Below are 26285 nucleotides of genomic sequence, written 5' to 3'. Positions count from 1 at the left end.
CGCAGACCGGCCCCGCAGGATCTGTGAGGGCCGGAGGGTGGGACTCCCTCCGGCTACTCGGCCGCCATGATCTGGCTGCGCCGACCGGCACGGCCACGACTGCTATCCGTTGGCCGCGCCTTACGCGCGGCATGCTGGTTGGCCGACCTTGCAACGTTACGATCCCCGATGATTCCAGCGGCAGAACGATGGTAAGGGAATCGGATATCGCCATGATTGGATGCACGCACATCGAAAGGATCGCGTGGGCGGTCAGGATGTCAGGATGCGATTGAGAGGCTCAGGTCCTCTACCGTTTCCCAGAGCTGTCGTTCACGATCGAGGTCGTAGGACTCCTTGGACGAGGAGACTTCTCGTGTGCGGTCGATGTAGGAACCGGAAGGTGCCGGGATGCGTCCGAGCGCGACGTCGGCGAGGTATTGGCCGGCGTTCTTCTGGCTCGAGGCTATCGGGGTCAACGTCATCAGCGGCATGATCCGTCGCCCCACGAACCGGACGGCTGCGCCTGCTTCGCGGCTCAGGCCGGTGCCGGGCACTAAACCGGGGTTGTAGGCGACAATGTCGACGCCCTGTGGCAAACGTCGTGCGTACTCGTGGATGAGGTAGATCGCGGCGAGCTTGCTGGTGGAGTATGCGGTCCCTCCCGCTGTGACGGTGTTCGGCTTCGGGAACGCGCGGATGCGGGCCAGGCTGGCCGGGTCTTGCCATGACGGCGCGGGCATCATTCCCGCGTTGTGGCGAAAGTCGCCGAAGTGAGCGTCGCTGACGGTGAGAACGATCCGTGACGGCGCCTTAAATCGGTCCTGCAGAAGGCGGAGAAGGACGTGATTGGCGAGGACGTTGACGGCGAATGTCGCCTCGAACCCGTCCGGGCTCTCCGTGACGTTGTTCGTGTAGAGCGGGCCGGCGTTGCCGACGAATCCACGCAGCGGTGGCAGATCTCCCGTATCGAGCCGTTGGATCAGCTCGTCAGCCGCCGCACGGACGCTGCCCAGTGACAACAGGTCCGTCGGGATTGATGTCACGGCGCGTCCGCCTTGGCCGAGATGAGCGGCGAGCTCGGTTCCCGCGGCGCCACGGGCTAGGAGCACGAGGTGCGCCTCACGATCGCCTTCGAGGATGCGCTCGACGGCGACACGGCCGAACCCCCGAGTCGTGTGCGTGACCGGCTTGGTGATCGAGGACACCGGCACGCACTGGTCGGGGTTCGGTGAGGCGATGATCTTGGGACTGATCCAGGTCGGCGGGTTCGGGATCATGACCCTGGCGTCGTTGCTGGGCCTGTTGGTGGCCCGCCGGCTGAGGATGCGGTTGCAGCTGAGCGCGCAGGCCGAGACCAAGACGATGGGCGTCGGTGACGTGCGCCGGGTGGTCCTCGGTGTCTTGCGGATCAGTGTGCTGGTCGAGTTGGTCGTGGCGGTGCTGTTGACGTGGCGGTTCGCCGACGGTTACGGCTACGGCTGGGGGCGGGCGACCTATCTCGGGGTGTTCCATGCGGTGTCTGCGTTCAACAACGCCGGTTTCGGCCTGTTCCCGGACAGCCTGATGCGGTTCACCACCGACCCGTTGATCTGCCTGCCCATCTCCGCTGCGGTGATTATCGGCGGGCTCGGGTTTCCGGTGCTGTTCGAGCTGCGTCGGGAGCTGCGCACACCCCGGAGGTGGTCGCTGCACACCAAGATCACCGTCGGGATGACGGTGATGCTATTGGGGGCCGGTTGGGTGGCGATCAGCGCCGCCGAGTGGGCCAACCCCGACACGATGGGCCCGCTGAGCTTGGGCGGGAAGTTGCTGGCGGGGTTCGTCGCGGCGGTGATGCCGCGTACCGCGGGGTTCAACAGCTTGGACGTGGGACAGATGAACGACGTCACCTTGCTGATCCACAACGTGCTGATGTTCATCGGCGGGGGCACCGCCGGCGGTATCAAGGTCACCACCTTCGCGCTGCTCGGCTTCGTCATGCTGGCCGAGATCCGCGGTGAGCCGAGCGTGCACGCCCTCGGTCGGCGGCTGCCCGCCGGGGTGCAGCGGCAGGCGTTGACGATCGCCCTGCTCGGTGTGGCCGCCGTCGCCTCATCGACCCTCGCCCTGCTGGCCCTTACCCCGCTGAAACTGGATCAGGTGCTGTTCGAGGTCACCTCAGCCTTCGGTACCGTCGGACTGTCGACCGGTATCACCGCCGACGTGGGGACCGCGGGCCATGTCATTCTGAGTGTGCTGATGTTCATCGGCCGGCTCGGCCCGATCGCCTCAGTCACCGCGCTGGCGCTGCGGGAACGGACCCGCCGCTACGAACGACCCGAGGAGCGACCCATCGTTGGCTAGAAAACCCGCTGACAGTAACCGCATCGTGGTGCTCGGCCTCGGCCGGTTCGGCAGCTCACTGGCCCTTGAGCTGGTGCACCAGGGTTGGGAAGTCGTCGGTATCGACGCCGACGCCTCGGTGATGCAGTCCTACGCCGACCGCCTCTCCCACGCCGCCGTCGCCAACACCACCGACGAGCAGGCCCTGCGCCAGCTCGGTGTGCACGAGATGGCCCACGCCGTCGTCGGCATCGGTACAGACCTGGAAGCCAGTGTTCTCACCGCCTCGCTGCTGGCCGACTTCGGCGTGCCGAACATCTGGGCCAAGGCCGTCAACCGCCAACATGCCCGCATCCTTGAACGCGTCGGCGCGCACCATGTCGTGCTGCCCGAACACGAGATGGGAGAAAGGGTGGCACACCTGGTGACCGGCCACATCCTGAACTTCATCGAGTTCGAGGACGACTACGCCATCGTCAAGACCCGCGCCCCGGACGAGACCTTCGACCGGACCCTCGCCGACGCTGCTCTCCGCACGAAGTACGGCATCACCGTCGTGTCGATCAAACGACCCGGTGAGGACTTCACCTACGCCACCGCCGACACCACCGTCTACGCCGGCGACATCCTCATCGTCGCCGGCAAGACCCGCCAGGTCGAGGCCTTCGCCAACCTGAGTTGAGGGTTCCCGGCAACGGCGCCGGCACGGCCACCGGGACCGCGTCGGGCCGGAGCGGGCGGGTCGGACGCCCCCGCCCGCTCTGTTCTCGGGTGGCCGTGATGTGTTCGTCGGGTCCGGGACCGCGGCTGTGGGCCGCCCGGGTTCAGGAGCCGCCGGTCACGTCGCGTCGCTGGAACACCGTCACAGCGGTCCAGGTCAGAACGCCGGTCAGGAGGGTGAGCACGAGGATCGCGACCACGCTGATCCTTTCCAACGGGTATCGTCCGATGTGTTCGAACGGGGACAGCCGCACGAGGCTGCCGGGTAGGTCTAGGACCGGGGCGAAGTATCCGGCGACCAGCCCCCAGGCGGGCGCCACCCAGATCACCGGCAACCATCGGGGAACTGCCGCGTACAGCAGGGCAGCGGCGCTCAGGACGAGCCAGACCGCCGGGGTGAAGGCCAGATGACCGAGCAGCACGTCACCGGCGAGGCCGGCGTCGCCGGTGCTCGCGGCGGTTCCGATGCCCATGCCGAGGCCGGCGACCAGCAGTAGCCAGGGCACTCCGGCGGCTACCACGGCGACGTGACCGCCCAGCCAGGCGGGGCGGCTCACCCCGGTGGCCAGCACGGGTTCGGTGCGCCCGTCGGTTTCCTCGGTGCGCAGTAGGTGGGCAGCGAGTACCGCGTATACCGCGACCGCCAGGGCCATGGTCAACGCCATGACGCCGAGGTAGCCGGCCAGCATGTTGTCCCGGCCCCCCATGACCGCGACCATGTCGTCGGGGGCGTCGGCGAAGCCGTCGATCAGTGGCTGGGTGAACGAGCCGTAGGCCAGCCCGGCGGCGATCAGGGCGGCGCTCCAGCCGATCAGATTCGCGCGGTGCAGCCGCAGGGCCAGGGTGAACGGTCCAGCCAGCCAGGCGGCGGCCCGAGGCGGTCCCGGACGCGGTGGCAACAGGCCGGCGCCGAGGTCACGGCGCCCGGACAGCGTGTACGCAACTGCGGTGGCCGCCGCCGCGAATGCCAGCGAGAGGGCCAGCGGCCACCACCGGTCGAGGACGTACGGCGCGGTCTGCTGCGACCAGCCGATCGGCGACAGCCAGGACAGCCAGGACGGGCCGCTGCCTTGCACGGCGGCCATGTCACCCAGGCCACGTAGGACGAAGGCGGCGCCGAGCAGAGCGCCGGCTGTGCCTGAGGCGGCACGGGGATACTCCGAGAGCTGGACGGTCACCGCCGCGATGCCGGCGAAGGCCAGGCCGACCGCGCCGACCGACGCGCCGAACAGCAGCGACCCAGCGGTGTCGTAACCTCGGTCGGCCATCACCGCGCCGATCAGCACCGCGATGACCACCGACATCACAACGGTGAGGATCAGCGCGGCGGTGAGCTGGGCGTGTCGCCCGACCGCGTTCGCGCGGACCAGTTCGGCGCGGCCGGAACGCTCCTCGGCCCGGGTGTGCCGCACCACGGTGAGAAGGCCCATCAGACCCGCGCCGATCGCCACGTACAGGCCGTACTGTCCGGCCAGGAACCGTTCGACGGTCAGGTCGTCGAAGCCGAAACCGGGACCGCCGAACAAGGCCCCGGCCGGGCTGCCGGTGAAGGCGGTCAGCCCTTCCAGATCGGATGGGCTGCTCACCATGCTGTCCAGCGCGGTGGCGAAGTAGGTCATCAACAGAGCCAGGCCCAGCGTCCAGGCGGGCAGGCGGAACCGGTCGCGGCGCAGCATGAACCGCAGCAGGGTGCCGGTCCCGGCCAGAGTCGCCCCCCGAGGGCGCGGCGTCGTGGTCGGCCGGCTCAGCGCCGTCGTGGTCATCACGCCGCCACCGTCGCGCCACTGTGGACCGCCTGGTCGCCGTAGTGGCGCAGCAGCAGCTGTTCCAGCGTCGGCGGCCGGACCGTCAACGCGTGCACGTCGAGGTCACCCAGCCGGCGGACGACAGCGGCGAGGTGGTCGCCGTCGACCTCGAACCTGACATGGCCGTCCGCGGCCTCCAGGCCGTGCACCCCGGGCAGGCCGGCGAGGGTGTCCGCGGGCCGGTCGGTGACCGCGTCGACCGTGGTACGGGTGAGGTGGCGCAGGTCGGTCAGCGAGCCGGTTTCGACGATCCGTCCCTGCCTGATGATGGAGATTCGGTCGGCCAGCACCTCGACCTGAGCGAGGACGTGGCTGGACAGCAGCACGGTGCGGCCGGACTCCTTGGCCTCTCGGATGCATTCCTGGAACACCGCCTCCATCAGCGGGTCCAACCCGGCCGTGGGCTCGTCGAGCAGGAGCAGTTCCACGTCCGCGGCCAGCGCGGCGATCAGGGCAACCTTCTGCCGATTGCCCTTGGAATAAGTGCGACCCTTCTTGCTTGGGTCGAGGTCGAAGCGCTGGCACAGCTCGTCGCGGCGGGCCGGGTCGGCGCCGCCGCGTAGCCGGGTGAACAGGTCGATTGCCTCACCGCCGGTGAGGTTGGGCCACAGCACCACGTCGCCGGGTACGTAGGCGAGACGGCGGTGCAGGGCGACCGCGTCTGCCCACGGGTCGCCGCCGAACAGCCGGGCCTGGCCTGCGTCGGCGCGCAGCAGCCCGAGCAGGATGCGGATAGTGGTGGACTTGCCGGCGCCGTTGGGGCCAAGGAAGCCGTGCACGGTGCCCGGCTCGACGCTCAGGTCGAGCCCGTCGAGCGCCTTGACGCGGCCGAAGGACTTCTCGATGTGGTGGATGTCGATTGCAGCATTCATCGCCGTAGACCTCATTCGAGGTAAGGCCCAGCCAAGGCTGGGGTCTGATGTCGTCTATCGCGGTGGAACTCACGCGAGGAAAGGATCACGCCGGGGCGTGATGGCTAGCGCGCAGGGTTATCTGCGTCGCCGGCCGGCGGATCCGGGACGTACATCAGGTATTCGTCGAGCATCGACCGGTCGACCAGCAGCCCTTCGGTGAACAGCTCAAGCGCCGGCAGTGCCAGGTCTTCGACGTACTGGCGGAACAGCTGCGGGAACTCCTCGGGTTCGGCGTTCGCGCCGTGCAGGGTGAACCACAGAAGCATGCTGCCGGTGTTCTGGTAGGACAGGTACCGGGCGCGGGCCGCCCGGTCGCGGCCGGGCCGGACGACGCCGGCCGCCTCACCCGCGGCCAGGTATTCCTCGGCGTCGGCGGTCATCTGCTCGGTCAGCTTCGCAGCCAGGTCCCCGCCGGACTGCATGCTTCGCAGCAGGTACTGCACCATCGGCGCGTACCGCTCGACCATGGCCATCTGGGCCAGCAGCATCGTGCCGGTGCCGTCGGTCAGCGCCTTCGTCTTCTCCGCGCGCACGGTCGCCAGCATCTGGTCGTCGCAGGCCCGGCGCAGCCCATCCTTGGAGCCGAAGTGGTGCACCACCAGGCCCGCGGTCACCCCCGCGTCGACAGCGATGGCACGCAGCCCAACCCCGAAGCCGTCCCGGGCGAAGCGGGCGATGGCGGCGTCACGGATGCGTCTCACGGTGGCCGACTCGCCACCCCGAGATCTCCCCTCCACGCCCTCTGACGTCACGAACACAGATTAAACACCCGTTCAACGCGTCCGCAAGGCCCCGCAACGCGCCCGACGATGCCTCCTTGTTACGGAAAGATCAGAAGCTCCACGAAAGCGGGGGAACTCACTGGCCAACCAAGCGGGTGACCTGCGGGACCGCACCGGTCGATGGAAGGGCGAACAGCAGACCGGGGTCGCCGTCGAGCGGGTTGCTGGTGGCGTCGTAGGTCGCTCAGGATGGTGCAGAGCCGATTTGCGATGGAGTCGGCCGGCAGGCCGGGCTAGATCGCGTGGGTCAACCCGGCCGAACGTCTTTCGGAATTGAAAGGGCTGATAAAGGCGTAGGCTCAGCACGCCGCAGAATTGCCGTACTGGCGATTGTTCAGCTCCAAATCTGCGCATTTTTAGGAGGGTGCAGACGACTTTCGTGTCGGGGTTCGCCTACCATTGTTCGCGCGGAATCAGCCCGTCGTCGCAGGCGGTCTCCTGGTCGTAGACCTGTGCCAAGTCGCGCTGCCGGTGATCCAGCCCTGCTCGCGGCCCGCTGCCTGCAGCACACGTCGAGTAGGCCAGAGTTCCAGCCGCTTTTGGTGGCCGTGGGCGTTCGGACTCGCTCCGCGAAACGGAGTCGACCTGCTGAGCTGTCATCGAAGTGACGAACAGTCGTCGGGTAGCTGCTGTACGCGTTTCTTAACGTGGGTGGGGCAGTCATGTCGCCGGTGATCGCGGTCGCCGGCCGAGCAGGAGGTGCGTGATGGACGAGGCAGCCGCAAGCATGGTGCGATTGAGCGACAGCAGCCACCGGCTCGCCGACCCTGGCCAGGACATTCGCGGACGTAAGCTCGTCGACCGTGACGGCGACGAGATCGGTGAGATCGACGATCTACTGATCGAGCCGGAGCAGGGCAGGGTGCGGATGATCCGGGTGAAGGACGGCGGGCTTTTCGGCATCGGGGGCACGCCCTTGTACATCCCGGCGGAGTTCGTGGCCGACGTGACCGAGGACCTGGTCGCCGTCGACCGATCGCGGGTGCAGGTCGCCGGCGCTCCCACCTATGATCCTGAGCTGATCGACGGCGACCAGCAGATGGCAGGGTTGTACGAGTACTACGGGGCGACGTCTCCCCGAAGGCCGGATTCCCCCACGCGCACCGAACGATTCTTCACCTGAGCCGGTGCGCCTGTGCGAACGGTCCCGAGGATGGCGGGGCGCTTCGATGCCCGGCGTCCGGCCGCGCCGGTGGGGTTGAGGATCTCGGGGTCCGCGGTCGGTGGGCCCTGCGACGGAAGCGTGACAGTCCCCGTATTAACCAAACGACCAAGCTGGCGAAGCCGAGCCGATGGATCGTGCCGTGGACCGTCAGCGGGCCCGCATGCGGTTGTTACGAGCGTCGTGAGTCACTTCGGCCAGGCCGAGTTCCTCCAGCAGCGGAGGCAGGTACATACCGGACCGGCCCAGGTAGCCGTTGCGCAGGCCGTACCAGCCGCCGACCGGGTTGTCCGGCGAACGGCCCCACGCCTCCACCGTGCCGTCCGCCGCCACCTTGTTCTCGTCGGCGGCGCCCAGCGGAACCCAGTCGCTCTATTGTCGTAGCCACGTAATCAGATCGTCGATCGCGCGCAGTCGGTATGTCAGCTTGGTCGAGCCGACCTGGCACACGAGCGTGGGCGGGCGGCGTCCTCGTCACGGTACATTGTGTATTCCGACGAGTCGGCGACGTCCGAAACACCCACGGGTCGTCCTGGGTGCCTGTCGCCATGCTCGCCTCCTGTGCCACGGACAACCCCACCACCGTAGACGGCGTTCAGCCGCCGCGGGACGAAACGACGGCACGGCCCTCGAACGGGCCGCCACACCGCACAACTGGTCGAATCAACGATGCCTACCGGCCGCCGTGGGCGGTCGGATCGAGCCGACCAACTTCTTCAAGGCGGTCGCCAGGCCCGGTGGCGTTGGCTTCCGGGTGGGCCGTTCGACGGCGTGATCAACGTTCCAAGGCCGTGTTGTAGCCCGTCGGTGGACCGGCTATCAGCGCCGACGAGGCGATAGACTGGGTCATCGATCTGGGACGTCTCGCCGCGGCCCGGCGATTCCTGACCCGTCCCGAAGGGGAAGTGGTTGATGGTGCCGTCTCCACGACGAGATCGAGCCGACTGCGGCTGACGCGGCGGTGATGACCGACGCGGTCAGTATCGCGGCACCGAGAACGACGAGCATTGCTGATGGCAATACCAGTCCCGTCGCACTGATCGTCAGACCCAAAATCACCAGCTGCGTCGAAGAAACACGCATCAGATCTCCTTCCGCCGATGTTGAGCATGGCTCGTTTCCTCAGCGCACCCGCCTGCGGTACGCCCACAGTTCTGTGACAACCCGGGACGCGTCTGCGAGCGGCGACAGCACAGCGACAGGACGGCGCGATAAACGACATCAGACGGCCTCCGGACACCGGTCGGCAAGCGTCCGTCCAGGAGTCGTGGCCAAGGTTGTCGAGGTCTCCACGGGAGAACCGGAGCATTTCGCGATCCGTGGGCGATGACTGTTGTCGTCACATGAGCCCAGCTCCCCCTCTGGCTCACAAATCGATGATCCGGGTCCCTCCGAGATGTCGGCGACTTACCCGGCCGACGGAGCGGTCAGCCGCCCCGTTCGGCCACACGCCCCGCGTGCCGCTCGACGAGCTCGCCCGGACGCCGCTGGTGACTCTCGCCGTGCTGGCGGCTCTACTGGTCGCAACGGGTTACGCCGGCTTTCGGCGCCGTGACATCAGTTAGGAGCGTGTTCGCCGCCGGAGTTAGGAGCGGGTTCGCCGGCGGGTGTGCGCGTAGCGATCCCGCAGGTAGTCGACGTCGATCAGTTCAGGGTTCACGGGAGATGACGTGCGACCGTCACGAGGTCACAATGACGTTGCTGCGGCGAGGAAGCACCGTGCTTACCGATGGTCGGCTGGGCGGGAGAGTGACCGTGCGTAGAAGAGTTGCACTCGGCCCGCCGCTGTGGGCGCGGGGGCTCTTTCGGCGGCCGGTACGGTTACTGCTGACCGCGGTCTGCCGAATTCTGGACGTCGAAGGACGCACACCCGAACAACGCCGCGGACAACTAGTCTCTGACCTCACCGACCGTCCCGCCGACGGCGACGCCCTCGTGATCCGGCATCTCAGCTGGTCGATGATGTGGGGCACCGTATTGGCCGTGCTGCTCACGGCGGCGGTGCCCTTGTCGATCATCATCGACGTGCTCACGGGCGGACCACCGAAGCAGGCTTTTCTCGACTCGATCGACGCGTTGTTCTTACTGGTCTTCGTAGTGTTCTATCTCAGCTGTGGGCATCTGCTGAAGGCCCTCACCGCCGGCTACCTCCTGCGCGATCGATGGACCCGCTATAACCGGTTCGTCCGGGCAGTGATGCTCTCCTGGCCTGCCGACCTGGCCGTGGCCACGCTTCTTGCGGCGATCACGATCTACCTGTGAGAGAGGACGGGGCCAGCAACCGTTGTCATCGAACCGTCACTGCACCGCGCCACATCTGCCACCTCCAGCTTCCACTGTGGCAAGACGGGGAGGGTGTGTCAGGCCACCGTCGGCGATGTCACGAGCAGCGCGGGCGACGACATCAAGCGGTCGGCGGGCACTGTCGTGACGGCACCGGCAGCCATGCGCACCCGCTCCGACTCCACGTCCTCGAGCGGAATGAGCACCTGGTCCTGCACGAGCACCTCAAGCCGACGGCCACGCACCCGCGCATTGCAGCCCAGTGCGAACGCCGCGCGGTTGCTTGAGGCCCGGGGCTGGCATGGGCAGCGCGACGCGACTGCTGTTCACCGACGGTTATGGTGATCATCGCCACGCTCGCGGCTGAACAACCCTCCCCTCACCGGAGAGTAGGGTTCTGATTGTCGTCGAGACGCGCCACCGGCGCCGCTCGCCGGCCGTCAACGTTGTGGGCGATGACGCCCACCGCCGGCCACAGCCGTCGCATAAGGCTCCGGCGTCCGTAACAGTCCCAGCAGCTCAACCATCGCGGGTTGCGCCGTGTGCGGCTCAGCGCCGCACGCATCGAGCCGAAATGAGTTCCATGTCGTCGCTGCTGTCGGCGGTCCGCCCGTCGCGCATGAGCCGTCCCGCATGGCTGTCGTCGCCGAAGGTGCTGCGCACCGAAGTCTTGGCCGGTCTGGTCGTGGCACTGGCACTGATCCCCGAGGCGATCTCGTTCTCGATTCTCGCCGGGGTGGACCCGAAGGTCGGCCTGTTCGCGTCGTTCACGATGGCCGTCACGATCGCCTTCACCGGCGGCCGCCCGGCGATGATCTCCGCCGCCACCGGCGCGATCGCCCTGGTCGTGGCCCCGCTCGTGAAGGAGCACGGGCTCGGCTACCTGGTCGCCGCAGTGATCGTGGGCGGGCTGTTCCAGGTGATCCTGGCGGTCGCGCCCGCACCCGGCTGTCCACGTTCCTCGCCGGGGTATTCCTGCTCGTCCTCGTCGTAGCGCTCGGCGACGTGGTCGCGCTGATCCCGATGGCTGCCCTGGTCGCCGTGATGATCATCGTGTCGGTCGGGACGTTCGACTGGCACAGCATCACCCCGGCCACCCTCAAACGGATGCCCGCCGGGGAGATCATCGTCATGGTTGTCACCGTCGCCGGTACCTTGGCCACCCACAACCTGGCCATCGGCGTCGTCCTCGGCGTCATCACCGCGACGGTCGTCTTCGCCCGGCGGGTGGCGCACTTCGCCACCGTCACCAGCGTCCTGGACCTCGAGGGCGGCACCCGCATCTACCGGGTGCACGGTGAGTTGTTCTTCGCCTCCAGCAACGACCTGGTCTACCAGTTCGACTACGCCGGCGACCCCGACCGCATCGTCATCGACATGAGCGCGGCCCATGTGTGGGACGCCTCCTCGGTCGCCGCCCTCGATGCGATCACCACCAAGTACGAAGCCCGCGGCAAGCACGCGCAGATCATCGGACTGAACGAGGCCAGCACCAGGTTCCACGAGAACCTGTCCGGCGAGTTGGGGGCGGCGCACTGATGGACACCGGGCACACTGACGCGACGACCGCGGGGCACATGCAGATCGGCGAGGCCGCCGAACGGGTGGGACTGAGCATCCGCACCATCCGCCACTACGAGGAGACCGGCCTGGTCATCCCGTCGGCCCGCAGCGAGGGCGGATTCCGGCTCTACACCGAACCCGACCTCGACCGGCTCCGCGTCATCAAACGTATGAAGCCGCTCGGCTTCACCCTCGAGGAGATGCGCCACCTACTGCAAACCCTCGACGGCGTGGCCGTGGCCGACGGCGACGACAGAATCCATCTGGTCGACCAGCTCGCCGTGTTCCATGCCGCCGCCCAGACCCGCGTCCAGGCGCTGCGTGAGCAAATCGACATGGCCGAGGTTATCGCCCACCAGATTCAGGAACAGATGGACCAGCACAACCACTGAACTCGGGCCGGAGGCGCCGCTCGGCGTCGTCGTGGGCGCGTTGAACCCGTCGTCGCGATCTTGCTCGAGCGGAGTCGCTTCTTCTCCGCGTCGTTGGCCTACGAGCCGCTCAACGGCTTGGCGATCGGGCTGCTCGTGCTCGCGGTCGCACAGGTCACGCACGCGAACCTGGTCCTGGCCGCGTTCTCGGCGGGGATCACGGTGGCCACCTTCGGCCCACGGCAGCGGACCGCCTTCGAGCACTTCGGCGAGAACATCGCCGAGCTGTTCGAACTCGCGGCTCTCTGGCCAGGACGTCGTAGCGGTCGCAGATCTCGCGGACCCGCGATTGCGAGCCGGCTGTCCGAGCCCGTCGACTCTGACGCTCCTAACCCGCGGGGCGATCACTATGCGGAACGCCTCGCCCTGGGGTGGCGCCGTCCATGTCGACCAGCGGCGAAATGGGGAACCTGCGGGAACGTCGCAATCAGCAACGACACTCCGACCAAGGCCCGTTTGCCGGGGAAATTCAGCTGGGAGATCGCGTACGCGGCGAGCATGCCGTCGATGGCCGCAACGAACGTGGCGATCAACGCGATATCGATCGAGTTGATGAGTGCTCGTACGAATTTATCGGTAGCAAATATCGTTCGGTAGTTGTCGAAGGTCAATTCTCGTAGAATGGTTGGGCGTCCTCGCTGAGAATGCTGCCGCCAGCGCTCTCGACCACCGTGTTGAAGAGTGCGATCGAGTTTTCCGCGCTGGGCGCCCATGGTCAAGATCTGGTGGGTCTTCCCGGCGGTCTTGAGCTCCTGAGCCATCCGGGGCATCTCTTCCCAGATCTGCGGCGCCGTGCGCCGGCCTACCGGCGTAGGGTGGGCTGCGCCCACCGCGGCTTTGTGCCGAGCAGCGCGCCAGCGTCCGATGGGAGAATTTGCTACTGTTTCGCCTCCTTGGGGCAGTTGGCCGTCTGACGGTGCGAACGTCACCACGCACGGCATCACATACACCACCCACGGGTGATCAATTGCAGAAAATAATCATTGATCCACCCACGGTCGGCATCAGAATCGCGCGGTTAAAATGTCTTCGCTCACTGTTCTACGAGCGGGTGACGATTCCTTGACAATTCCGTGACACCGCGCTTTATCGGTTTCGTGGCTGGGTGTCGAGGGAAGGCGTTGTGGTGCACGCTGACGGATTTCGAGGAGGGATGTCATGGACTGGTGGGTGTGGATCTTTGTGACAATGGCGATTGCGGTTCTTGCGGCCGGTCTGATACCGGCCATCCAGCGACTGCGGCGGCGCGGTGGCGTGGTCGTGCACCAACTCGGCAACGAGCCGAAGGGACGATCGAGATGAGCGCCCTGATGCAGGCCACCGCATTGGTGGGCAGGCCGGTCGTCACCCTGGCCGGGGACGAGATCGGCCAGGTGAAGGATGTCGTATACACGGTGGCCGACGGACGAGTCACCGGATTCACCCTGGCCGGCCGAGGTTTACTGGCCGGCCCGCTACGCCGGGCACTGCCGTGGGCGGGCGTACATGCCGTGGGGCCGGACGCGGTCATGATCCGCGACGAGGATGTGTTCACCGATCGGGACGAGCTGGCTGAACGCACGGAACTGCGCGATCACAATCTCATCGGTGGCACGGTCCTCACCGAAGGCGGGACGGCGCTGGGCACAGTGGACGATGTGGTTCTGGATATCGGGGCGTCAGCCGATGTGGTCGGGTACCGACTCGTCACGAGTGAGGCGATACCTCCAGCCGGGCGGAGCGTGCTGCTGCCGCTGCCCGGCAAGGTAGCAGCCTCGGGCGAAGCTTTGGTGGTCCCCGAAAGCGTGGCCGGTCTGGTCGTGGACGATCTGGCGGAATTCACGGCTGCCGTACGGTCGGTGCGTTCCGTGCCTGAGGGAGAGCGATCATGCGCCTGACCGAGATCGACGGGCGACGCGTGATGGCGGCCGGGACAGCGGTGACGGTCGGCCGGGTGGCCGGCGTGGTGATCGACCCACGGCAGGGGATCGTCGTCGCTCTGCGGGTGAAAGGTGCTCCGTCCGGCGACACGCTGCGCTGGGCCGACGTCTCCGGCATCGGAGCTGATGCGGTCATGGTGGCCTCCCCCGACGCCGTCGGCGAAGCGGTGGACCGAACCGCGGAAATTCTGGGCACGAAGCATGAGTTCGTCGGTAAGCGGCTCCTGACCGATACCGGTAGCGACCTCGGCCTGGTCATCGATGTGGCCTTCGACGAGCAAGACGGAGCCGTCACCGCCCTTCACACAGAAGACGGCAGAATCGGCGACGCCGACCTGATCGGTTGCGGGTCCTACGGCGTGGTTGTACGCCGACATGCCTGAGCGGGTAGTTTCTGAGCCTTTCCGGGCAACTGCCGATGACGTTACGTACCGGATCGTTGTCGGTTGTCCGGCCGGGTTCGATGTTCAGGATCACGACAGCGGCGGCGACGATCCGGCCGACGGCCCAGCGGCAGAGACTGACGTGGCCACCGGCGCGGCTCAGCCGGCAGGGGGCTCTGATCGTGACCGGCCTGCCGCCGCTTGACTGTTCCCGGAGTCGGCGGATCGCTTTTTCGGCCGTCGTACGGCCAGAAGGATCCGCAAGACGAGATCTGGGCGCAGTAACGTCGTGGGCCCGGCGAGCAGATGCCGGACAAGCATCGCCTGCCGGGCGACTTCCGGTGAGGTGTGGCATGCCCCGACCACCCTGCCGAGGAGCCGGTTGAGCAGATGCGTCCCGACCGGGCTCAGTCCGGTCGTACCAGGATCGGCAAAGTCGCTCGCGGCGGCCATCCGGATCGTCGAGACCTTCGGGCTCTCGAACCCGTACCGGGAGAGGTGGTCGAGGTTTCCGTCATGTCCTGCGGTGTTCGGGCGTAGCGGTCCACGTCGAGCCGAGGGCACTGGACCTGTTGTGTCATCTCGTCGAGCACCGCGATCGTGTGGTGCCCAAGAACGAGCTGCTCGACTTGGTGTGGGGCGACCGGTTCGTCAGCGAGGGCGCGCTCACCACCGCGTTGCGAACTGCCCGCTTGGCCGTCGGCGACAGCGGTGCCAGCCAGCGCATGATCCGCACTGCGCATCGACGCGGTTACCAGTTCGTGGGGACAGTCGTTGCTGGGCACGCCGGCGAATCGGGTGTCCCCGAGCCGGCTGCGGTCCGGGAGAGCCAGGCCATCCGGTTCTCCAATGCAGCCGACGCGACCCGGATCACCTACGCCACCGTCGGATCGGGCGAGCCGCTGCTCAAGGCCGCCAATTGGATGACGCACCTCGGTGTGTCCCAGGGTGGTGCCGTGGCGATTGCTTATGCCGTTCGCCGGCCTGAGCGGGTCAGCCGGTTGATCCTCGCCGGAGTTCGCCGAGATCGACGTGTCCGACGTCGCGCATAGGGTGCAATGCCCGACGCTGATCATCCACTCCCGCGACGACGCCAGGGTCCCGGGGTCGCAGGCGAGCGAACTGGCCGCGCTCATCCCCCGACAGCCGTCTGGTGCTGCTGGAGAGCCGGAATCATCTGCTCGCGGCATCTGAGCCCGCATGGCCGGACTTCCTCGCCTGCATCGACGCATTCCTGCCCGAGCGTCCCTGAAGCGAACGCTGCGCAAACCTGGCGAAGCCCGATTCTGTCCGCATCCGGTGGCTCGAGGCGGCGAATCGGGCGGCGATCCTCGAACCCGGACGGCGTCCCCTGTCATGAAACTGTCATCGGAGGGAGCGGGCAATGCCATCGCCGGCCGGTACTTGTGGAGCGGTACCAGTCGTACCGACACAGGAGGACGCCGTGGAGGCCGAGCGCCGGGACCGGGAGTTCGACCGGATCGTCACTCGTCTGATCGCCGAGGAGCCATCGTTCGGCAACGCCGCGCGCGAAGCTCGCCGTCTCAGCACTGCGACCCGGGTGCTGCTGGCCGGGGTTGCGGTTGTCGCGTGGGCCGGGCTCTACCTGCTGATGGTCGCGGCGCCTTGGACCTGGGTCCTCGTCACCGTACCGGCGGTCGCGGCCGGCATCGTGATCGCCGTGCGCCTCAGCTATCGGGAAAGCACCCGCTTGGGTTCCGAACGCTGACCGTGTCCCTGGCATGCCACACCTCGATTGGACTGCGTCTCGTGCACCGTCGGCTTGGCACCGTGATTCGGCGGCGGCCAGGAAGATTCAAGTACGGGTGAACCAGCGCAGGAGACGAAGGCCGGGCCTGGTCCACCGGGACTTGGCCATCCCGGTCATGATCTCGTCACGCAACTCTGGATGCTCGGCCAAGACCCTGCGTGTCACCGCGAGAGGCCATGAGTAGAACCGGTGAAAGAAAAGGAGCGGGCCGGTGACGGCTGGGAGGGCTACAAGCAGGATCATCGCCGAGATCATCGCCCAGACGATGGCCGACACGGACCACTCGGGGACGGCCACCTCCGCCAAGTGCAGGACGGAGACGCTCTCCGCTACGACAATCAGCAGCATGACCGCGGTGTAGGCCAGAGTCGGAATCACGCGGAGGAAGAGGTACGACATGCCGGGTGCGCTGCTTGATGCGGCCATCGCTTTTGCCAGTTCTGGACTCACGGCCTTCTGCAACTTGACATGAGCGGCCTCGGAGAGCGCCGGATCGTCGCGGAGCAACTCGGCAAGAATGCGCGGTGGGTCGGCTTCGTCGTCCCGGTGTGCTCGGCGCCGCTCCTCATAGGATTGCACCGCGAGGTCGACGAAGTGGGTCGAGAGCTCTTCTATTTCCTTGAACCGGGTCGACACGACCCGCGAATGCAACGCGAGCTCGATGGAGGCCGCGAAGGCGAACACTGGCAGCGTCTGCGCCGTAGTCGCGGCCAGGTTGTCAGTCAGGACCACCGGTCAAGTCTCGCACCCGAGGTCATGTATCACTAATGGCTCTGCGTCGTCTTTGATTCCCGCCATGGCTGTCAGCGTTCCGGATGACGCGATGCCGCCCGGGGACGGTGCGAGGCCGCGGTGCGCGGGCCCGCAAAGCGCGCGGGTCGGGACGAGCTGGTGCGACGTGTACAGGCCCTAATCCGGTCGCCGTTTGAAGTGCCATCATCGCGTGAAGCCCGTGGCCCATCGAACAGCTGAACTGCCCGCAACCGGCCCGACGGGCTGATGGCCGAAGCAGCCGCCGGCGATTGTCGGCTACGGCAGCTCGGCGGTTTCGTCTTCGGTCTCGGGGAGACGTCACGACCGAGGGCGGCGGCCCGCTCGCGGGGGACAAGGGGCGCTGGACCGAGGCCGGTTGGTGCTCAGTCATGACGCGCGCGTCATCGAACTGACAAGGTTCCGTGCAAATCCTGTGGAAATGGCCGCCTAGCGTTCGCGCTGACCGCTCGTGCATCGAAGAATCGACCGGCCCTGTGAGCCGGAGAAGGGTGGACGTTCGGGTGAACTACACCGGGCACCGGAAAGTACGGCTCCTCCCGGTCCAACGCGGTGGTTGTTCGGCTCGGCGCCACGCCGATATTCATTCCGGTGGAGGTCGTCGAGAGGGGCGCGAACCGTGAAGACGATGACAGCAGCGCCGACAGACGATCACCGGCTGAGGCGATGGGAACGTGTGGCGGCGCCCTACCTGACTGCCCTGTCGGTGGTCTTCCTGGTGGTCTATGCCGCCCCCATTCTCTGGCCCGGCCTCGATGCACATTGGCGTCGGGGATGCGAGATCGCGAACCCGCTGATCTGGGCGCTGTTCGGCGCCGACTACGCGAGGCGCCTGGCTCTGGCCGGTGATCGGGCCCGATTCGTTCGCTCCCACTGGTTCGACCTGCTGGTGCTGATCCTGCCGCTACTGCGTCCGCTGCGGGCGCTGCGGCTCGTCCTCGCGCTGAAGGTGCTGAACCAGCGTGCCGAATCGTGGACTCGGGGACGACTCGCGGTCTACGTCGGGGGCACCACCGTGTTGCTGGTGGCGGTTGCGGCGCTTGCCGTTCTCGATGCCGAGCGCGGTCGCGCCGACGCGACCATACAGTCATACCCGCAGGCGCTCTGGTGGGCCGTCGTGACGATTACTACGGTCGGCTACGGGGATTTCTCCCCGGTGACTGCGGAGGGCCGGCTTGTCGCCGTCGCCATGATGATCGGCGGTATCGGCTTGCTCGGTTTCGTGACTGGGTCGGTGACGAGCTGGATCGTGGACCGCATCGCCGCCGGGCAAAAGGCCGAGGAAGCCACCCGGGAGGACATGTCCCGGCTGGCCGAGGAAGTACGTCTTCTTCGGGCCGAGATAGCCGGCTTGCGGGGAACCGCCGGTTCGACCGCAGACCAGCTCCGCGCGAAGCAAGACGATCGCAGCTGACGGAGCCAGCCCGTGAGCCTTTGTCATCGAGGTGTAGTGATGCCGCAGGCAATCCGCCATCGCCGGCGGGCAGTCTTGTCCTCGATACCCGCTTCGACTGGGAAGGCACACAAGACATGAATACGTCGACCCTGACCGGCACGACGACCGGCCGAATCGTGACTCCGTCAGCCGAGGCCGGTGGCGCGGCGGTGGTGGAATTGCACGGCGACATCGACCTCGAGGTCGTCGAACTTCTCCATGACTGCGTCACCTCTGCGCTGGAGCACGGGTCTGACGTCCTGGTCGAGCTGGCCGACGTGACGCTGATGGACGGCGCGTCACTGAGCGCACTCGTTCAAGCCGATCAATTGGCCGATCGCAGGGGATGCACCATGTGCCTTGTCGCCCCGACAGCGGTGGTGCGACGTACCTTGGCGTGTGCCGGCCTCGGCAGCGCATTCGTGACATTCGGCGACCGCGAGCAGGCCTCTCGTGCTCTGCGGTATGGGCGCCAAGCAGCCGCCTGAGAAGACGGAAGGATGGGCGCAATGACCAGGAGCACACCGGGTTCTCGCCGACCGATCGGCGAGGTCCACGCTGGAATGCGTGTCCTGGACGTCGACGGCGAAACCGTTGGCAGGATCATCCACGTCACCACCGGGGACGCGCTGACCGAGCCAGGCCGTGTTTTGCGCCCCCGGTCCGAGACCTGGGCCGGCATCGTGCTCGGCGATCAGGTCTCGGACCTCGACGGCGCGCCGGCCGACCGGCTGATGTCCGGCGGCTACCTGAAGGTGCTGGGCACGGGGCTGGAGGGCGTCGACTGCTACGTGGCTGCCGACCAGATCGCCGAGGTCGCCGACGACACGGTGCTGCCCCGGGTCGGCCGCGGTGTCCTTCTCACACACAGTTGACAAGGCTTTGGCCGGGAGCGCCGACGATTCGGAGCGCCCCGTTCCGGCAGATTCATCGGTGGGGCGCAGGATCCGTACGGTCGAAGTGCCGGACGGTTCGTCCGTGCAAGTCGTCGGCTCGGCCGCTGAGCCGCGTGCCAGACATGACGGCTATATGACATGAGCACAGTTCGGCAGGACGAAGGTGCCCGCGTGGGCTCGACCGGGCATCATGCCGATATGACCGCTGTGCTGCTGATCGAGGATGACGACCGTATTCGGCTGGCTCTGGCTCTGGCTCTGGAGGACGAGGGATATACAGCTTACGCCGTGGCCACCGCTGAGGAAGGGCTGGTGGAGCAGCTTCGCGTGGCCGCCGACACCGTGCTGGTCGACCTGATGCTGCCCGGTATGGATGGCTTCGAATGCATCCGTCAGCTGCGTCGTACCGACGATGTGCCGATCGTGGTGATCAGCGCGCGCGACGACACACACGACATCGTGGCCGCGCTCGAGGCCGGTGCCGACGATTACCTGATCAAGCCGGTCGCAGTGAAGGAACTCGCCGCGAGGCTACGGGCGCTGCGCCGTCGTTCCCGGGTCGCCGCAACGCCCGCGCTGAGGGTTCTCAGCTTCGGCGACCTCGAGCTGCGCCCAGAGGCAGGAGAGGTGCGCCTGCACGGCGTCGAGGTGCCGGTCACGCGCACGGAGTTCCAGCTGCTCTGTGAGCTGGCCGAGCATGCCGGTCAGGTGCTGTCACGTGAACAACTGCTGCAACGGGTATGGGGTTACGACATCGGCGACGAACGTCTCGTGGACGTTCACGTCGGTCGACTCCGGCACAAGATCGAGGACATTCCGAGCACACCGCGCCATCTTGTGACCGTGCGCGGGCTCGGCTACAAGTTGCAGCAGTGAGACGGACGGGCGTGCGTACCAGTTGACCACATTGTTCGACTACATGGCCGCCGACGACCTCTGTCGAGACGGCCGAGGCGGACGATGGTAGCGCCCGCAGCAACGAGAGGCGGACTATGCAGCCTTGGTAGGACCGGTCTGAGAGTTCCGGCGCCGTGGTGGACAGCCGGCCGGGGCTGATGCAAGGATCCGCGCACAAACCGTCGTGGCTGGCCGGGGGAGCCCGTGGAAACCTAAGGAAATGCCGTAGAACAGGGCGTCATCCGCGACACGGCCGGTGTAGGGCGTCGTCTCCGCGGCCTCGGTAATGCGGCCATCAATACCTGGCGCCGCGCTGCCGAGCACCCGGTCGTGGGCCGGGTTGGCCTCTTCTTGGCTCTGACCGTGGTGGCGCTGGCGGGCGTTTTCGTCGGCCTGCTAGTCACTGGTGATACTCAGGCCGATGTGGGGCCGTTCGCCGCGCGGTTCTCGCTCACCCCGTCCTTGTCCGGCGACACCGATGTGCAGATTCCCCCGTTGGGCTCGCTCGGGCTGGACAGCCATGACGGTCCTGCCCATCTGACCGTGCGTCTGGATACCCTCGACCAGGACCGCACCTTCGCGCTGGCGACCGATGCGAACGGGTTGGCCGCCGCCAGTCAGACCGCCGCCGCTGATGTGCAGCGCGGCATCGTTTTGTTGGTCGAACGGTCGATCGTCGCCGGGCTGCTCGGCGCGCTTGTGCTGTCGGCCATTGTTTTTCGCAACTGGCGCCGCGTCCTGGCGAGCCTCGGCATTGCTGCGGTGACCCTGGCCGGAACCGGTGCGGTTGCCGCGATCACGTTCAGGCCGAGTTCGATCGAGGAACCCACCTACAACGGGCTGCTGGCCAACGCCCCTGCAGTGATCGGTGACGCCCGCCGCATCGCCGACCAGTTCTCTCAGTACCGCGATCAGCTCCAACGGATGGTCGGCAACATCAGCAAGGTTTACGCCACCTTTGCCTCCCTTCCCGTATATGAGGCGAGCCCCGACACGATCCGGGTGCTGCACGTCTCTGATCTGCACCTCAATCCGGCCGCGTGGACGGTGATCGCCGCCGTGGTCAAGCAGTACGACATCGGCGTCGTCGTCGATACCGGTGACATCAACGACTGGGGAAGCCAGATCGAGTCGTCCTACGCTGACTCGATCGGCTCACTCGGTGTGCCTTATGTCTATATTCGGGGTAATCACGATTCGGCTATCACCGCTTCGGCCGTTGCCGCTCAGCGCAATGCGGTCGTGCTGGACAACCAGCGCGTCACGGTTGCCGGGCTGACGATCGCCGGCATCGGTGACCCTAGGTTCACCCCGGACAAGGAAGGCAGCGACAAGGCCGGCGGTGTTCCCGAGATGCTCGACGCCTCCGGGTCTCAACTCGCCGCCACGATCGCTGCCGCCGGCACACCGGTCGATGTTGCGCTCGTGCACGACCCGGCGAGCACCGGACCTCTGAACGGCACGGTTCCGCTCGTGCTCGCCGGGCACCGCCACGCCCGCGAAGTCAGCATCATGGCCCCGTTGCCTGACCGGCCTGAGACGCGGCTGATGGTCGGCGGTTCGAGCGGCGGCGCGGGATTGCGCGGACTCGAGGGTGAGGAACCCACACCGCTGGAGATGTCCGTTCTCTACCTCGACCAGTCCCACGTCCTGCAGGCATACGACGAGATCACTGTCGGTGGCAGTGGCACGGCGGAGGTCACGATCCGCCGCCACATCGCGGCCGATGACTCTCCGGGAGAACCGCCATCCACAGCACCTTCGGCACCGCTGGCGGAGACGGTTTCATCGAATCCGGGCACTCAGGCCTCTGCCGTCGCCAGCAGGCCCGGCGTGCCCACCTCCGGTTCCCCGGGGAACTGACCTCCCTGACCCGCCGGTTCAGGAGCGCGTCCGGACCTGGATCAGCCGATCGCCGTCGGCGAACGCGCCGATCTGGTCGTAGCGCACCAACTCGCCTGCCCGTACCGCCGCCAGTACCAGGTCCTCACATTCGGCCGGAGAGGAGCCGATCTCGTTCGGGCGGACCAGCCTGTCGATGAGGTGCAGGCCATGGCCTTGGATCAGCAGGTCACCTATCACGTCACCGGCAGCCGGACTTTGCGCGGCGAGCCCCAGCAGCCGTCCCGCTGCCTCGGAGGACGTGATGACGGTCGTAGCTCCGCTCTGCCGGAGCAGTGGCACGTTCTCCGACGCGCGGACCGCGACGGCGATCAGGGCCTCGCGGTTCAACTGACGCATGCTCAGGGTCACGAGCGCGGCCGTATCGTCCCGGTCGGCCGCGACGATGATCCGGGACGCGCTGTGGACGCCGGCCCTGTCCAAGATCATCGCCCGGGTGGCGTCACCGACGACTGCTGCATGGCCGTCGTCGGCAGCTTCCTGCGCCGTCGTCGCCGAGGTGTCCACCACCACGAACCGAAGGTCTGTGTCGGCGCCCTCGCGGAGTGCCTTGACGGCCGCGCGGCCCTTGTTGCCATATCCGACGACGATGGTGTGTCCGCGCAACTGGGTCCTCCAACGGCTCAACTGCCACTGCCGGCGAGTACGGGCGGTCAGCACCTCGAATGTGGTACCGACCAGCAGGACGAGAAAGAACACCCGCAGCGGCATGATGACTGCCACGTTGACCGTCCGGGCCGTATCCGAGACCGGAACGATATCGCCGTAACCGGTGGTGGACAGGCTCACCGTCGCGTAATACACCGTGTCGAGGAGTGAGACATGCCCGTCATGGTTGTCGGTGTAACCGTCGCGGTCGAGCAGTACGGTCACGCTCATGGCCACCACAGCGGCGAGCGCGAGGCCGAGGCGTACGGACATGGTTCGCACGGGGCTGGGTCGACGCAACGGCAAGAGGGTGTGGCCGTTGTAACGGTCCGTCCCGCTGCCCATCAGAGCACTGTATCTGTCGGCTCGCCGCGTCACAGCCATCAGAGACGCGACATCGCCCGAGCACGCATGGCTGTTTGATCACGAGGGTCTCGGGCACGACAGTGGTGACTTCGACGCCGAAGAGAGCAATCCATGGTCAGGACGTGCCGCCCGAGTTCGAATGTTCTGTGGTGATCCCACAGCGGTGGGGCGTGCTCAATGAGGCCTGGCGCACCCAGCTATGGCCCCTTCCGTCGCTGTGTGTCGCCGCCGCCGTGGTCCTCGGTGTCGTCCTGCCTCGGTTTGACGCCAACGTCGACGATGAGCTGCCGGCCTCGGTCACGGCGTACCTGTTCAGCGGGGGACCGGAGGCGGCCCGGACGGTGCTGTCCGCCGTGGCTGGATCCTTGATCACGGTTACCTCGCTGACGTTTTCGTTGACCGTGGTTACGCTGCAATTGGCGAGCAGTCAATTCTCGCCGCGGCTGCTGCGGACGTTTACCCGCGACCGCGTGGTTCACCTGAGCCTTGGTGTTCTGCTCGGTACCTTTACCTACGCTTTGACGGTCCTTCGCACGGTGCGGGCCTCGCTGTCGGAGCAGACGGCGTTCGTGCCGCAGATCTCCGTCACTGTGGCGTACGTGTTCGCCCTGGCGAGCGTGGTCACGCTGGTCGCCTTCCTCGCTCATCTGTCCCGGCAGATCCGCGTCGAATGGATCATGCGGCAGGTTCATGCCGAGACGAACGCGACGGTGAAGCGGGTCCTGGGCGACGAAGTCACCATCGCGGCCGCCCCGACCATACCCGCGTACGCTGTTCCGCTCTGCGCGAGCGGATCCGGCTTCCTGAACTTCGTCGACGAGCAGGGGTTGCTTTCCGCCGCCGTGGACAACGGTGCGGTCGTGTTCGTGAATCGGCAGCCTGGTGAGTCCGTGGTGACGGGCACGCCGATCGCCCACGCGTGGCCCCGGGAAGGTCGAGGCCCACTGCCGGATCGAGAACGTGAGGCTTTGACTGAAGGCCTGCGCCGAGCGGTGACAACCGGCTTTGAGCGTACGGCGGCGCAAGATGTGGCCTTCGGCCTGCGGCAACTGGTCGACGTCGTGGTCAAAGCCTTGTCGCCGGGCGTCAACGATCCCACGACCGCGGTGCACGGCCTCGGACACGTCGCAGTGCTGATGTGCGAGCTCGCTGGGCGGGACCTCGGTCCGCGCCTGGTGTGTGACGATGACGGTCATGTCCGGGTGGTGCTCCGCAGGCCCGGCTTCGCCGAGCTGCTGGAGCTCGCGATGGCGCAACCACGTCGTTACGGCGCTGCGGATCCCGTCGTCCTGTCCCGGCTCGCCACCATGCTGCGCGAGATCGCCTGGACAGCCACCGGGCCGGTCGATCGTGCAGCGGTCGCCGATCAGCTCGAACGCCTCGTCACCACCGTCGAGCAGCAGCCCTTCGACATCCACGACAAGGAGAATCTGCGAGCCGACGCCCAGCACGTCCGCGACGCCCTCGCCGGAACTTGGTAGCGGCCGAGGGCGGGCTCCCCGTTACGTCATGCGCGACGTGGTGCGGCGGGTAAAACGGCGCGAGGTGATCAAGTCCCTGGGGGCTACGGCGGGACCGTTCGACTCCGGGGCCGTGGCCTTCAGCTCTCGAACCTGCCAATTCAGGCGCGGGCCCTGTCCGTGGAGCTGGTGGTCGCGGATGTCGTCTGTGCGGCATTGGCACCGCGTAAGAGCCGAACCGCGCGATCGGCGAGGTCGGCTTCCACGACGATGTGGTACTGATCGGCTCGGACGGGCTGATTCGCCACGAATGAGCGGCGGCCCTGGGTGATGACGTAGCCGAGCAGCGCGACCGCGGCGCCGATGACGGCTCCGAGGATCGCCGCGTTGACGATCAGCCAGGGCAGTGCCAATGAGGTCTCGGTCAAGTCGAACAGGCCGAGAATGTAGCCCACTGCCGCGCCGATTAGAAGCCCGGAGACGGCGCCGCGCCGGGTGACGTCGGCCGTCGAGACCCGCCCTTGCTCTCGATCCACGGTGTGTAGGCCGGCGGCCATGACGGTTGTCTGTTCGACGGGAAAGTCACCGTCTCGCAACCGATCGACCATCCGGCGGGCCACCCAGTAGTCCTCGTATGTGCCGATCGTCCGCTGGGCGACTCCGATATGGATGCTGCCGGTGCCGGTGACGTCCGTGCCTGTGTTGTCCCTCATCGCTGAACCACCTGTCTGCCGGTCGGAAGAAATCGCCGAGGTCGTGGCAGCGGCCTCTTCTCCTGAGGGTGTGCCGGTCGTTGTGCGGCCGCTGCACTGTTCCGTGTCATTGCGGTGACGGCCCGCCGAGAATGTTGCCGTCGATCCGGCAGGCTCGTCATAAAACTGTCGTCGGCCCGCCGACAGCTCGACATGACTTGGATCGAAGCTGAAGTATGTCGAAGGGCCGGAAACATCACTGGGGGATCGGGTTGGGAGGAAGCCCGTGCTCGTAGTTCTGGCGTCGGCCGTGATCGCCGGCGTATCGATCGGACTCGCCAGTCGCCTCGTACCAAGTTGGCGCAGCGCGCCGACCTGGCTGCCCGTGGTGATCGGTGTGATGGCCGCCCTCGCCGGCAGCCTCGCGGTGCGTGCCGCCGGCGTCGAGCCGGCCGGCAGCGAACCTCGCATCGTCATGCAGCTTTTCTTTGCCGCCGTCGGTGTCCTGACGATGGGCGCGACGGGTGCTCCTCGACTCCCCCGGGCCCGTCCGACCAGCGCGGAAGGGCATGAACAACGCACCGGGCTACGCTGAGATGACGACCCACCTGCGGCGCGGCGATACGCGGCCAGCATGAGACCACGTGGAGCGGCTGCACCCGCACGGGCGCGGTGCACCCCCGGCTACCGCTGCTGGCTGGCGTGGCGGATGTTCACGACTCGCTCCGGTAGCCGCCGTGACGCACCGGTTCCGAGCTCTCGACGGCCGCGGCGATCCTGAGAAACGGTCCGGATCGGCCGACGACCCACGCCGGCCTGACGGACGCCTGCACTGTCACGTAACCGTCACGTCGTAGTGGGGTGGCTGCTGTACGACGCCGCCACTCTGGTCCGGCAAGCAGAAGGCAGGCCGGAAGGAATGCAGTGCACAAGGTCTCCAGCAATGGATCCCAACCAGGCCGGATCGCGCTGTCCGAGTCCGCTGACATGGCGATCCTGACGTTGTACGGCGACATCGATGCCGCGCTTGCCCGGGGGCTGCACGACAGTCTTACGCCGTCCCGCTCCCTCACGGCTGCGCTCGGTGGGAGCGGCCGGTTCCAGTCGTTCGAGGACTGCGAGTCAGCCGTCGCGTGGTTGCGTACAGCGTCCCTCCCCGTTATGGCTGCGGAAAGGTAGGG

Annotated in this window: 23 protein-coding genes and 5 pseudogenes; 18 read left to right on the top strand and 10 right to left on the bottom strand. The window is 66.9% G+C overall.

The window, feature by feature from the left end; all coding sequences use genetic code 11:
* Positions 1–260: 260 nt before the first annotated feature.
* On the bottom strand, positions 261–1259 hold the full coding sequence (locus EER30_RS43970) for an SDR family NAD(P)-dependent oxidoreductase (protein ID WP_205650684.1): 999 nt from the start codon (positions 1257–1259) through the stop codon (positions 261–263).
* Here EER30_RS43970 and EER30_RS43965 point away from each other — a divergent pair.
* Both EER30_RS43965 and EER30_RS43960 read left to right on the top strand, forming a co-directional pair.
* Positions 1156–2325, top strand: coding sequence for a TrkH family potassium uptake protein (locus EER30_RS43965; protein ID WP_205650683.1), 1170 nt, complete (start codon positions 1156–1158; stop codon positions 2323–2325). The two genes, EER30_RS43970 and EER30_RS43965, sit on opposite strands and share 104 nt — an antisense overlap.
* Complete coding sequence (locus tag EER30_RS43960) at positions 2318–2986, top strand: potassium channel family protein (protein ID WP_205650682.1); 669 nt, start codon at positions 2318–2320, stop codon at positions 2984–2986. The genes EER30_RS43965 and EER30_RS43960 overlap by 8 nt, the downstream gene beginning before the upstream one ends.
* A 142-nt stretch (positions 2987–3128) precedes the next feature.
* On the opposite strand, the gene EER30_RS43955 is transcribed toward EER30_RS43960, so the two are convergent.
* From EER30_RS43955 to EER30_RS43945, 4 genes and pseudogenes are all read right to left on the bottom strand, one after another.
* Positions 3129–4787: an ABC transporter permease gene (locus tag EER30_RS43955; RefSeq protein ID WP_127508402.1), complete on the bottom strand. Its 1659-nt coding sequence runs from the start codon at positions 4785–4787 to the stop codon at positions 3129–3131.
* The gene (locus tag EER30_RS43950) at positions 4787–5701 is read right to left on the bottom strand and encodes an ABC transporter ATP-binding protein (protein ID WP_127508363.1); all 915 of its coding nucleotides are present in this window, start codon (positions 5699–5701) and stop codon (positions 4787–4789) included. The genes EER30_RS43955 and EER30_RS43950 overlap by 1 nt, the downstream gene beginning before the upstream one ends.
* 104 nt (positions 5702–5805) lie before the next feature.
* A pseudogene (locus EER30_RS49855) lies at positions 5806–5925 on the bottom strand (TetR/AcrR family transcriptional regulator); the annotation flags it as partial.
* A gap of 21 nt (positions 5926–5946) precedes the next feature.
* Positions 5947–6444: pseudogene (locus tag EER30_RS43945) on the bottom strand (TetR/AcrR family transcriptional regulator); the annotation flags it as partial.
* Positions 6445–7231: 787 nt separating this feature from the next.
* On the opposite strand from EER30_RS43945, the gene EER30_RS43940 reads away from it, so the two are divergent.
* The gene (locus EER30_RS43940) at positions 7232–7648 is read left to right on the top strand and encodes a PRC-barrel domain-containing protein (protein WP_127508357.1); all 417 of its coding nucleotides are present in this window, start codon (positions 7232–7234) and stop codon (positions 7646–7648) included.
* A 189-nt stretch (positions 7649–7837) separates the two neighbouring features.
* Here the strand turns inward: EER30_RS43940 and EER30_RS49850 are convergent.
* Positions 7838–8137 (bottom strand): annotated as a pseudogene (locus tag EER30_RS49850) (DUF6855 family protein).
* Positions 8138–9030: 893 nt separating this feature from the next.
* On the opposite strand from EER30_RS49850, the gene EER30_RS50275 reads away from it, so the two are divergent.
* Both EER30_RS50275 and EER30_RS43930 read left to right on the top strand, forming a co-directional pair.
* Positions 9031–9252 (top strand): hypothetical protein, encoded by a 222-nt coding sequence (locus tag EER30_RS50275; RefSeq protein ID WP_489884468.1) that lies wholly within the window; start codon positions 9031–9033, stop codon positions 9250–9252.
* Between the two features lie 127 nt (positions 9253–9379).
* On the top strand, positions 9380–9949 hold the full coding sequence (locus EER30_RS43930; protein WP_127508354.1) for a hypothetical protein: 570 nt from the start codon (positions 9380–9382) through the stop codon (positions 9947–9949).
* Between the two features lie 98 nt (positions 9950–10047).
* Here EER30_RS43930 and EER30_RS47755 read toward each other — a convergent pair whose 3' ends face one another.
* Positions 10048–10215: a hypothetical protein gene (locus tag EER30_RS47755; protein ID WP_164842740.1), complete on the bottom strand. Its 168-nt coding sequence runs from the start codon at positions 10213–10215 to the stop codon at positions 10048–10050.
* Positions 10216–10553: 338 nt separating this feature from the next.
* On the opposite strand from EER30_RS47755, the pseudogene EER30_RS43925 reads away from it, so the two are divergent.
* The 7 genes and pseudogenes from EER30_RS43925 (at position 10554) to EER30_RS43890 (ending at position 15995) form a co-directional block, all read left to right on the top strand.
* A pseudogene (locus EER30_RS43925) lies at positions 10554–11509 on the top strand (SulP family inorganic anion transporter).
* Positions 11509–11925 (top strand): MerR family transcriptional regulator, encoded by a 417-nt coding sequence (locus EER30_RS43920; RefSeq protein ID WP_240670704.1) that lies wholly within the window; start codon positions 11509–11511, stop codon positions 11923–11925. The pseudogene EER30_RS43925 and the gene EER30_RS43920 overlap by 1 nt, the downstream one beginning before the upstream one ends.
* A pseudogene (locus tag EER30_RS43915) lies at positions 11924–12210 on the top strand (cation:proton antiporter); the annotation flags it as partial. The gene EER30_RS43920 and the pseudogene EER30_RS43915, both read left to right, overlap by 2 nt.
* A 1052-nt stretch (positions 12211–13262) precedes the next feature.
* On the top strand, positions 13263–13841 hold the full coding sequence (locus EER30_RS43905; protein ID WP_127508351.1) for a PRC-barrel domain-containing protein: 579 nt from the start codon (positions 13263–13265) through the stop codon (positions 13839–13841).
* A complete protein-coding gene (locus EER30_RS43900; RefSeq protein WP_127508348.1) occupies positions 13832–14266 on the top strand; it encodes a PRC-barrel domain-containing protein in 435 nt (144 codons plus the stop codon). Before EER30_RS43905 ends, EER30_RS43900 begins: the two co-directional genes overlap by 10 nt.
* Before the next feature lie 521 nt (positions 14267–14787).
* Positions 14788–15318: an alpha/beta hydrolase gene (locus tag EER30_RS43895; protein WP_255437178.1), complete on the top strand. Its 531-nt coding sequence runs from the start codon at positions 14788–14790 to the stop codon at positions 15316–15318.
* 392 nt (positions 15319–15710) lie between these two features.
* On the top strand, positions 15711–15995 hold the full coding sequence (locus EER30_RS43890; protein WP_164842739.1) for a DUF3040 domain-containing protein: 285 nt from the start codon (positions 15711–15713) through the stop codon (positions 15993–15995).
* Positions 15996–16082: 87 nt separating this feature from the next.
* On the opposite strand, the gene EER30_RS43885 is transcribed toward EER30_RS43890, so the two are convergent.
* Complete coding sequence (locus EER30_RS43885; RefSeq protein ID WP_127508341.1) at positions 16083–16769, bottom strand: hypothetical protein; 687 nt, start codon at positions 16767–16769, stop codon at positions 16083–16085.
* Positions 16770–17436: 667 nt separating this feature from the next.
* Between EER30_RS43885 and EER30_RS43880 the strand changes: the two genes are divergently transcribed.
* The 5 genes from EER30_RS43880 to EER30_RS43860 all read left to right on the top strand — a co-directional run bounded on the left by EER30_RS43880 (position 17437) and on the right by EER30_RS43860 (position 21899).
* Positions 17437–18222, top strand: coding sequence for a potassium channel family protein (locus EER30_RS43880; protein ID WP_127508396.1), 786 nt, complete (start codon positions 17437–17439; stop codon positions 18220–18222).
* A gap of 116 nt (positions 18223–18338) precedes the next feature.
* Positions 18339–18731 (top strand): STAS domain-containing protein, encoded by a 393-nt coding sequence (locus tag EER30_RS43875; protein ID WP_127508338.1) that lies wholly within the window; start codon positions 18339–18341, stop codon positions 18729–18731.
* A 75-nt stretch (positions 18732–18806) separates the two neighbouring features.
* On the top strand, positions 18807–19118 hold the full coding sequence (locus EER30_RS43870; protein WP_127508335.1) for a hypothetical protein: 312 nt from the start codon (positions 18807–18809) through the stop codon (positions 19116–19118).
* A gap of 219 nt (positions 19119–19337) precedes the next feature.
* Entirely contained in the window at positions 19338–20015 is a 678-nt protein-coding gene (locus tag EER30_RS43865) for a response regulator transcription factor (protein ID WP_127508332.1), read from the top strand.
* A 261-nt stretch (positions 20016–20276) separates the two neighbouring features.
* Positions 20277–21899, top strand: coding sequence for a metallophosphoesterase family protein (locus EER30_RS43860; RefSeq protein ID WP_432417604.1), 1623 nt, complete (start codon positions 20277–20279; stop codon positions 21897–21899).
* An 18-nt stretch (positions 21900–21917) separates the two neighbouring features.
* On the opposite strand, the gene EER30_RS43855 is transcribed toward EER30_RS43860, so the two are convergent.
* A complete protein-coding gene (locus EER30_RS43855) occupies positions 21918–22859 on the bottom strand; it encodes a potassium channel family protein (RefSeq protein WP_240670701.1) in 942 nt (313 codons plus the stop codon).
* A 215-nt stretch (positions 22860–23074) separates the two neighbouring features.
* On the opposite strand from EER30_RS43855, the gene EER30_RS43850 reads away from it, so the two are divergent.
* On the top strand, positions 23075–24433 hold the full coding sequence (locus EER30_RS43850; RefSeq protein ID WP_205650679.1) for a DUF2254 domain-containing protein: 1359 nt from the start codon (positions 23075–23077) through the stop codon (positions 24431–24433).
* 140 nt (positions 24434–24573) lie between these two features.
* Here EER30_RS43850 and EER30_RS43845 read toward each other — a convergent pair whose 3' ends face one another.
* Positions 24574–25581 (bottom strand): general stress protein, encoded by a 1008-nt coding sequence (locus tag EER30_RS43845; protein ID WP_127508326.1) that lies wholly within the window; start codon positions 25579–25581, stop codon positions 24574–24576.
* Between the last annotated feature and the right edge of the window lie 704 nt (positions 25582–26285).

The organism is Actinoplanes solisilvae (assembly GCF_003999975.1).
GTDB lineage: Bacteria > Actinomycetota > Actinomycetes > Mycobacteriales > Micromonosporaceae > Actinoplanes > Actinoplanes solisilvae.
Note: the sequence above shows the minus strand (reverse complement) of the source record. Positions and strands in the feature narration are given on the sequence as shown.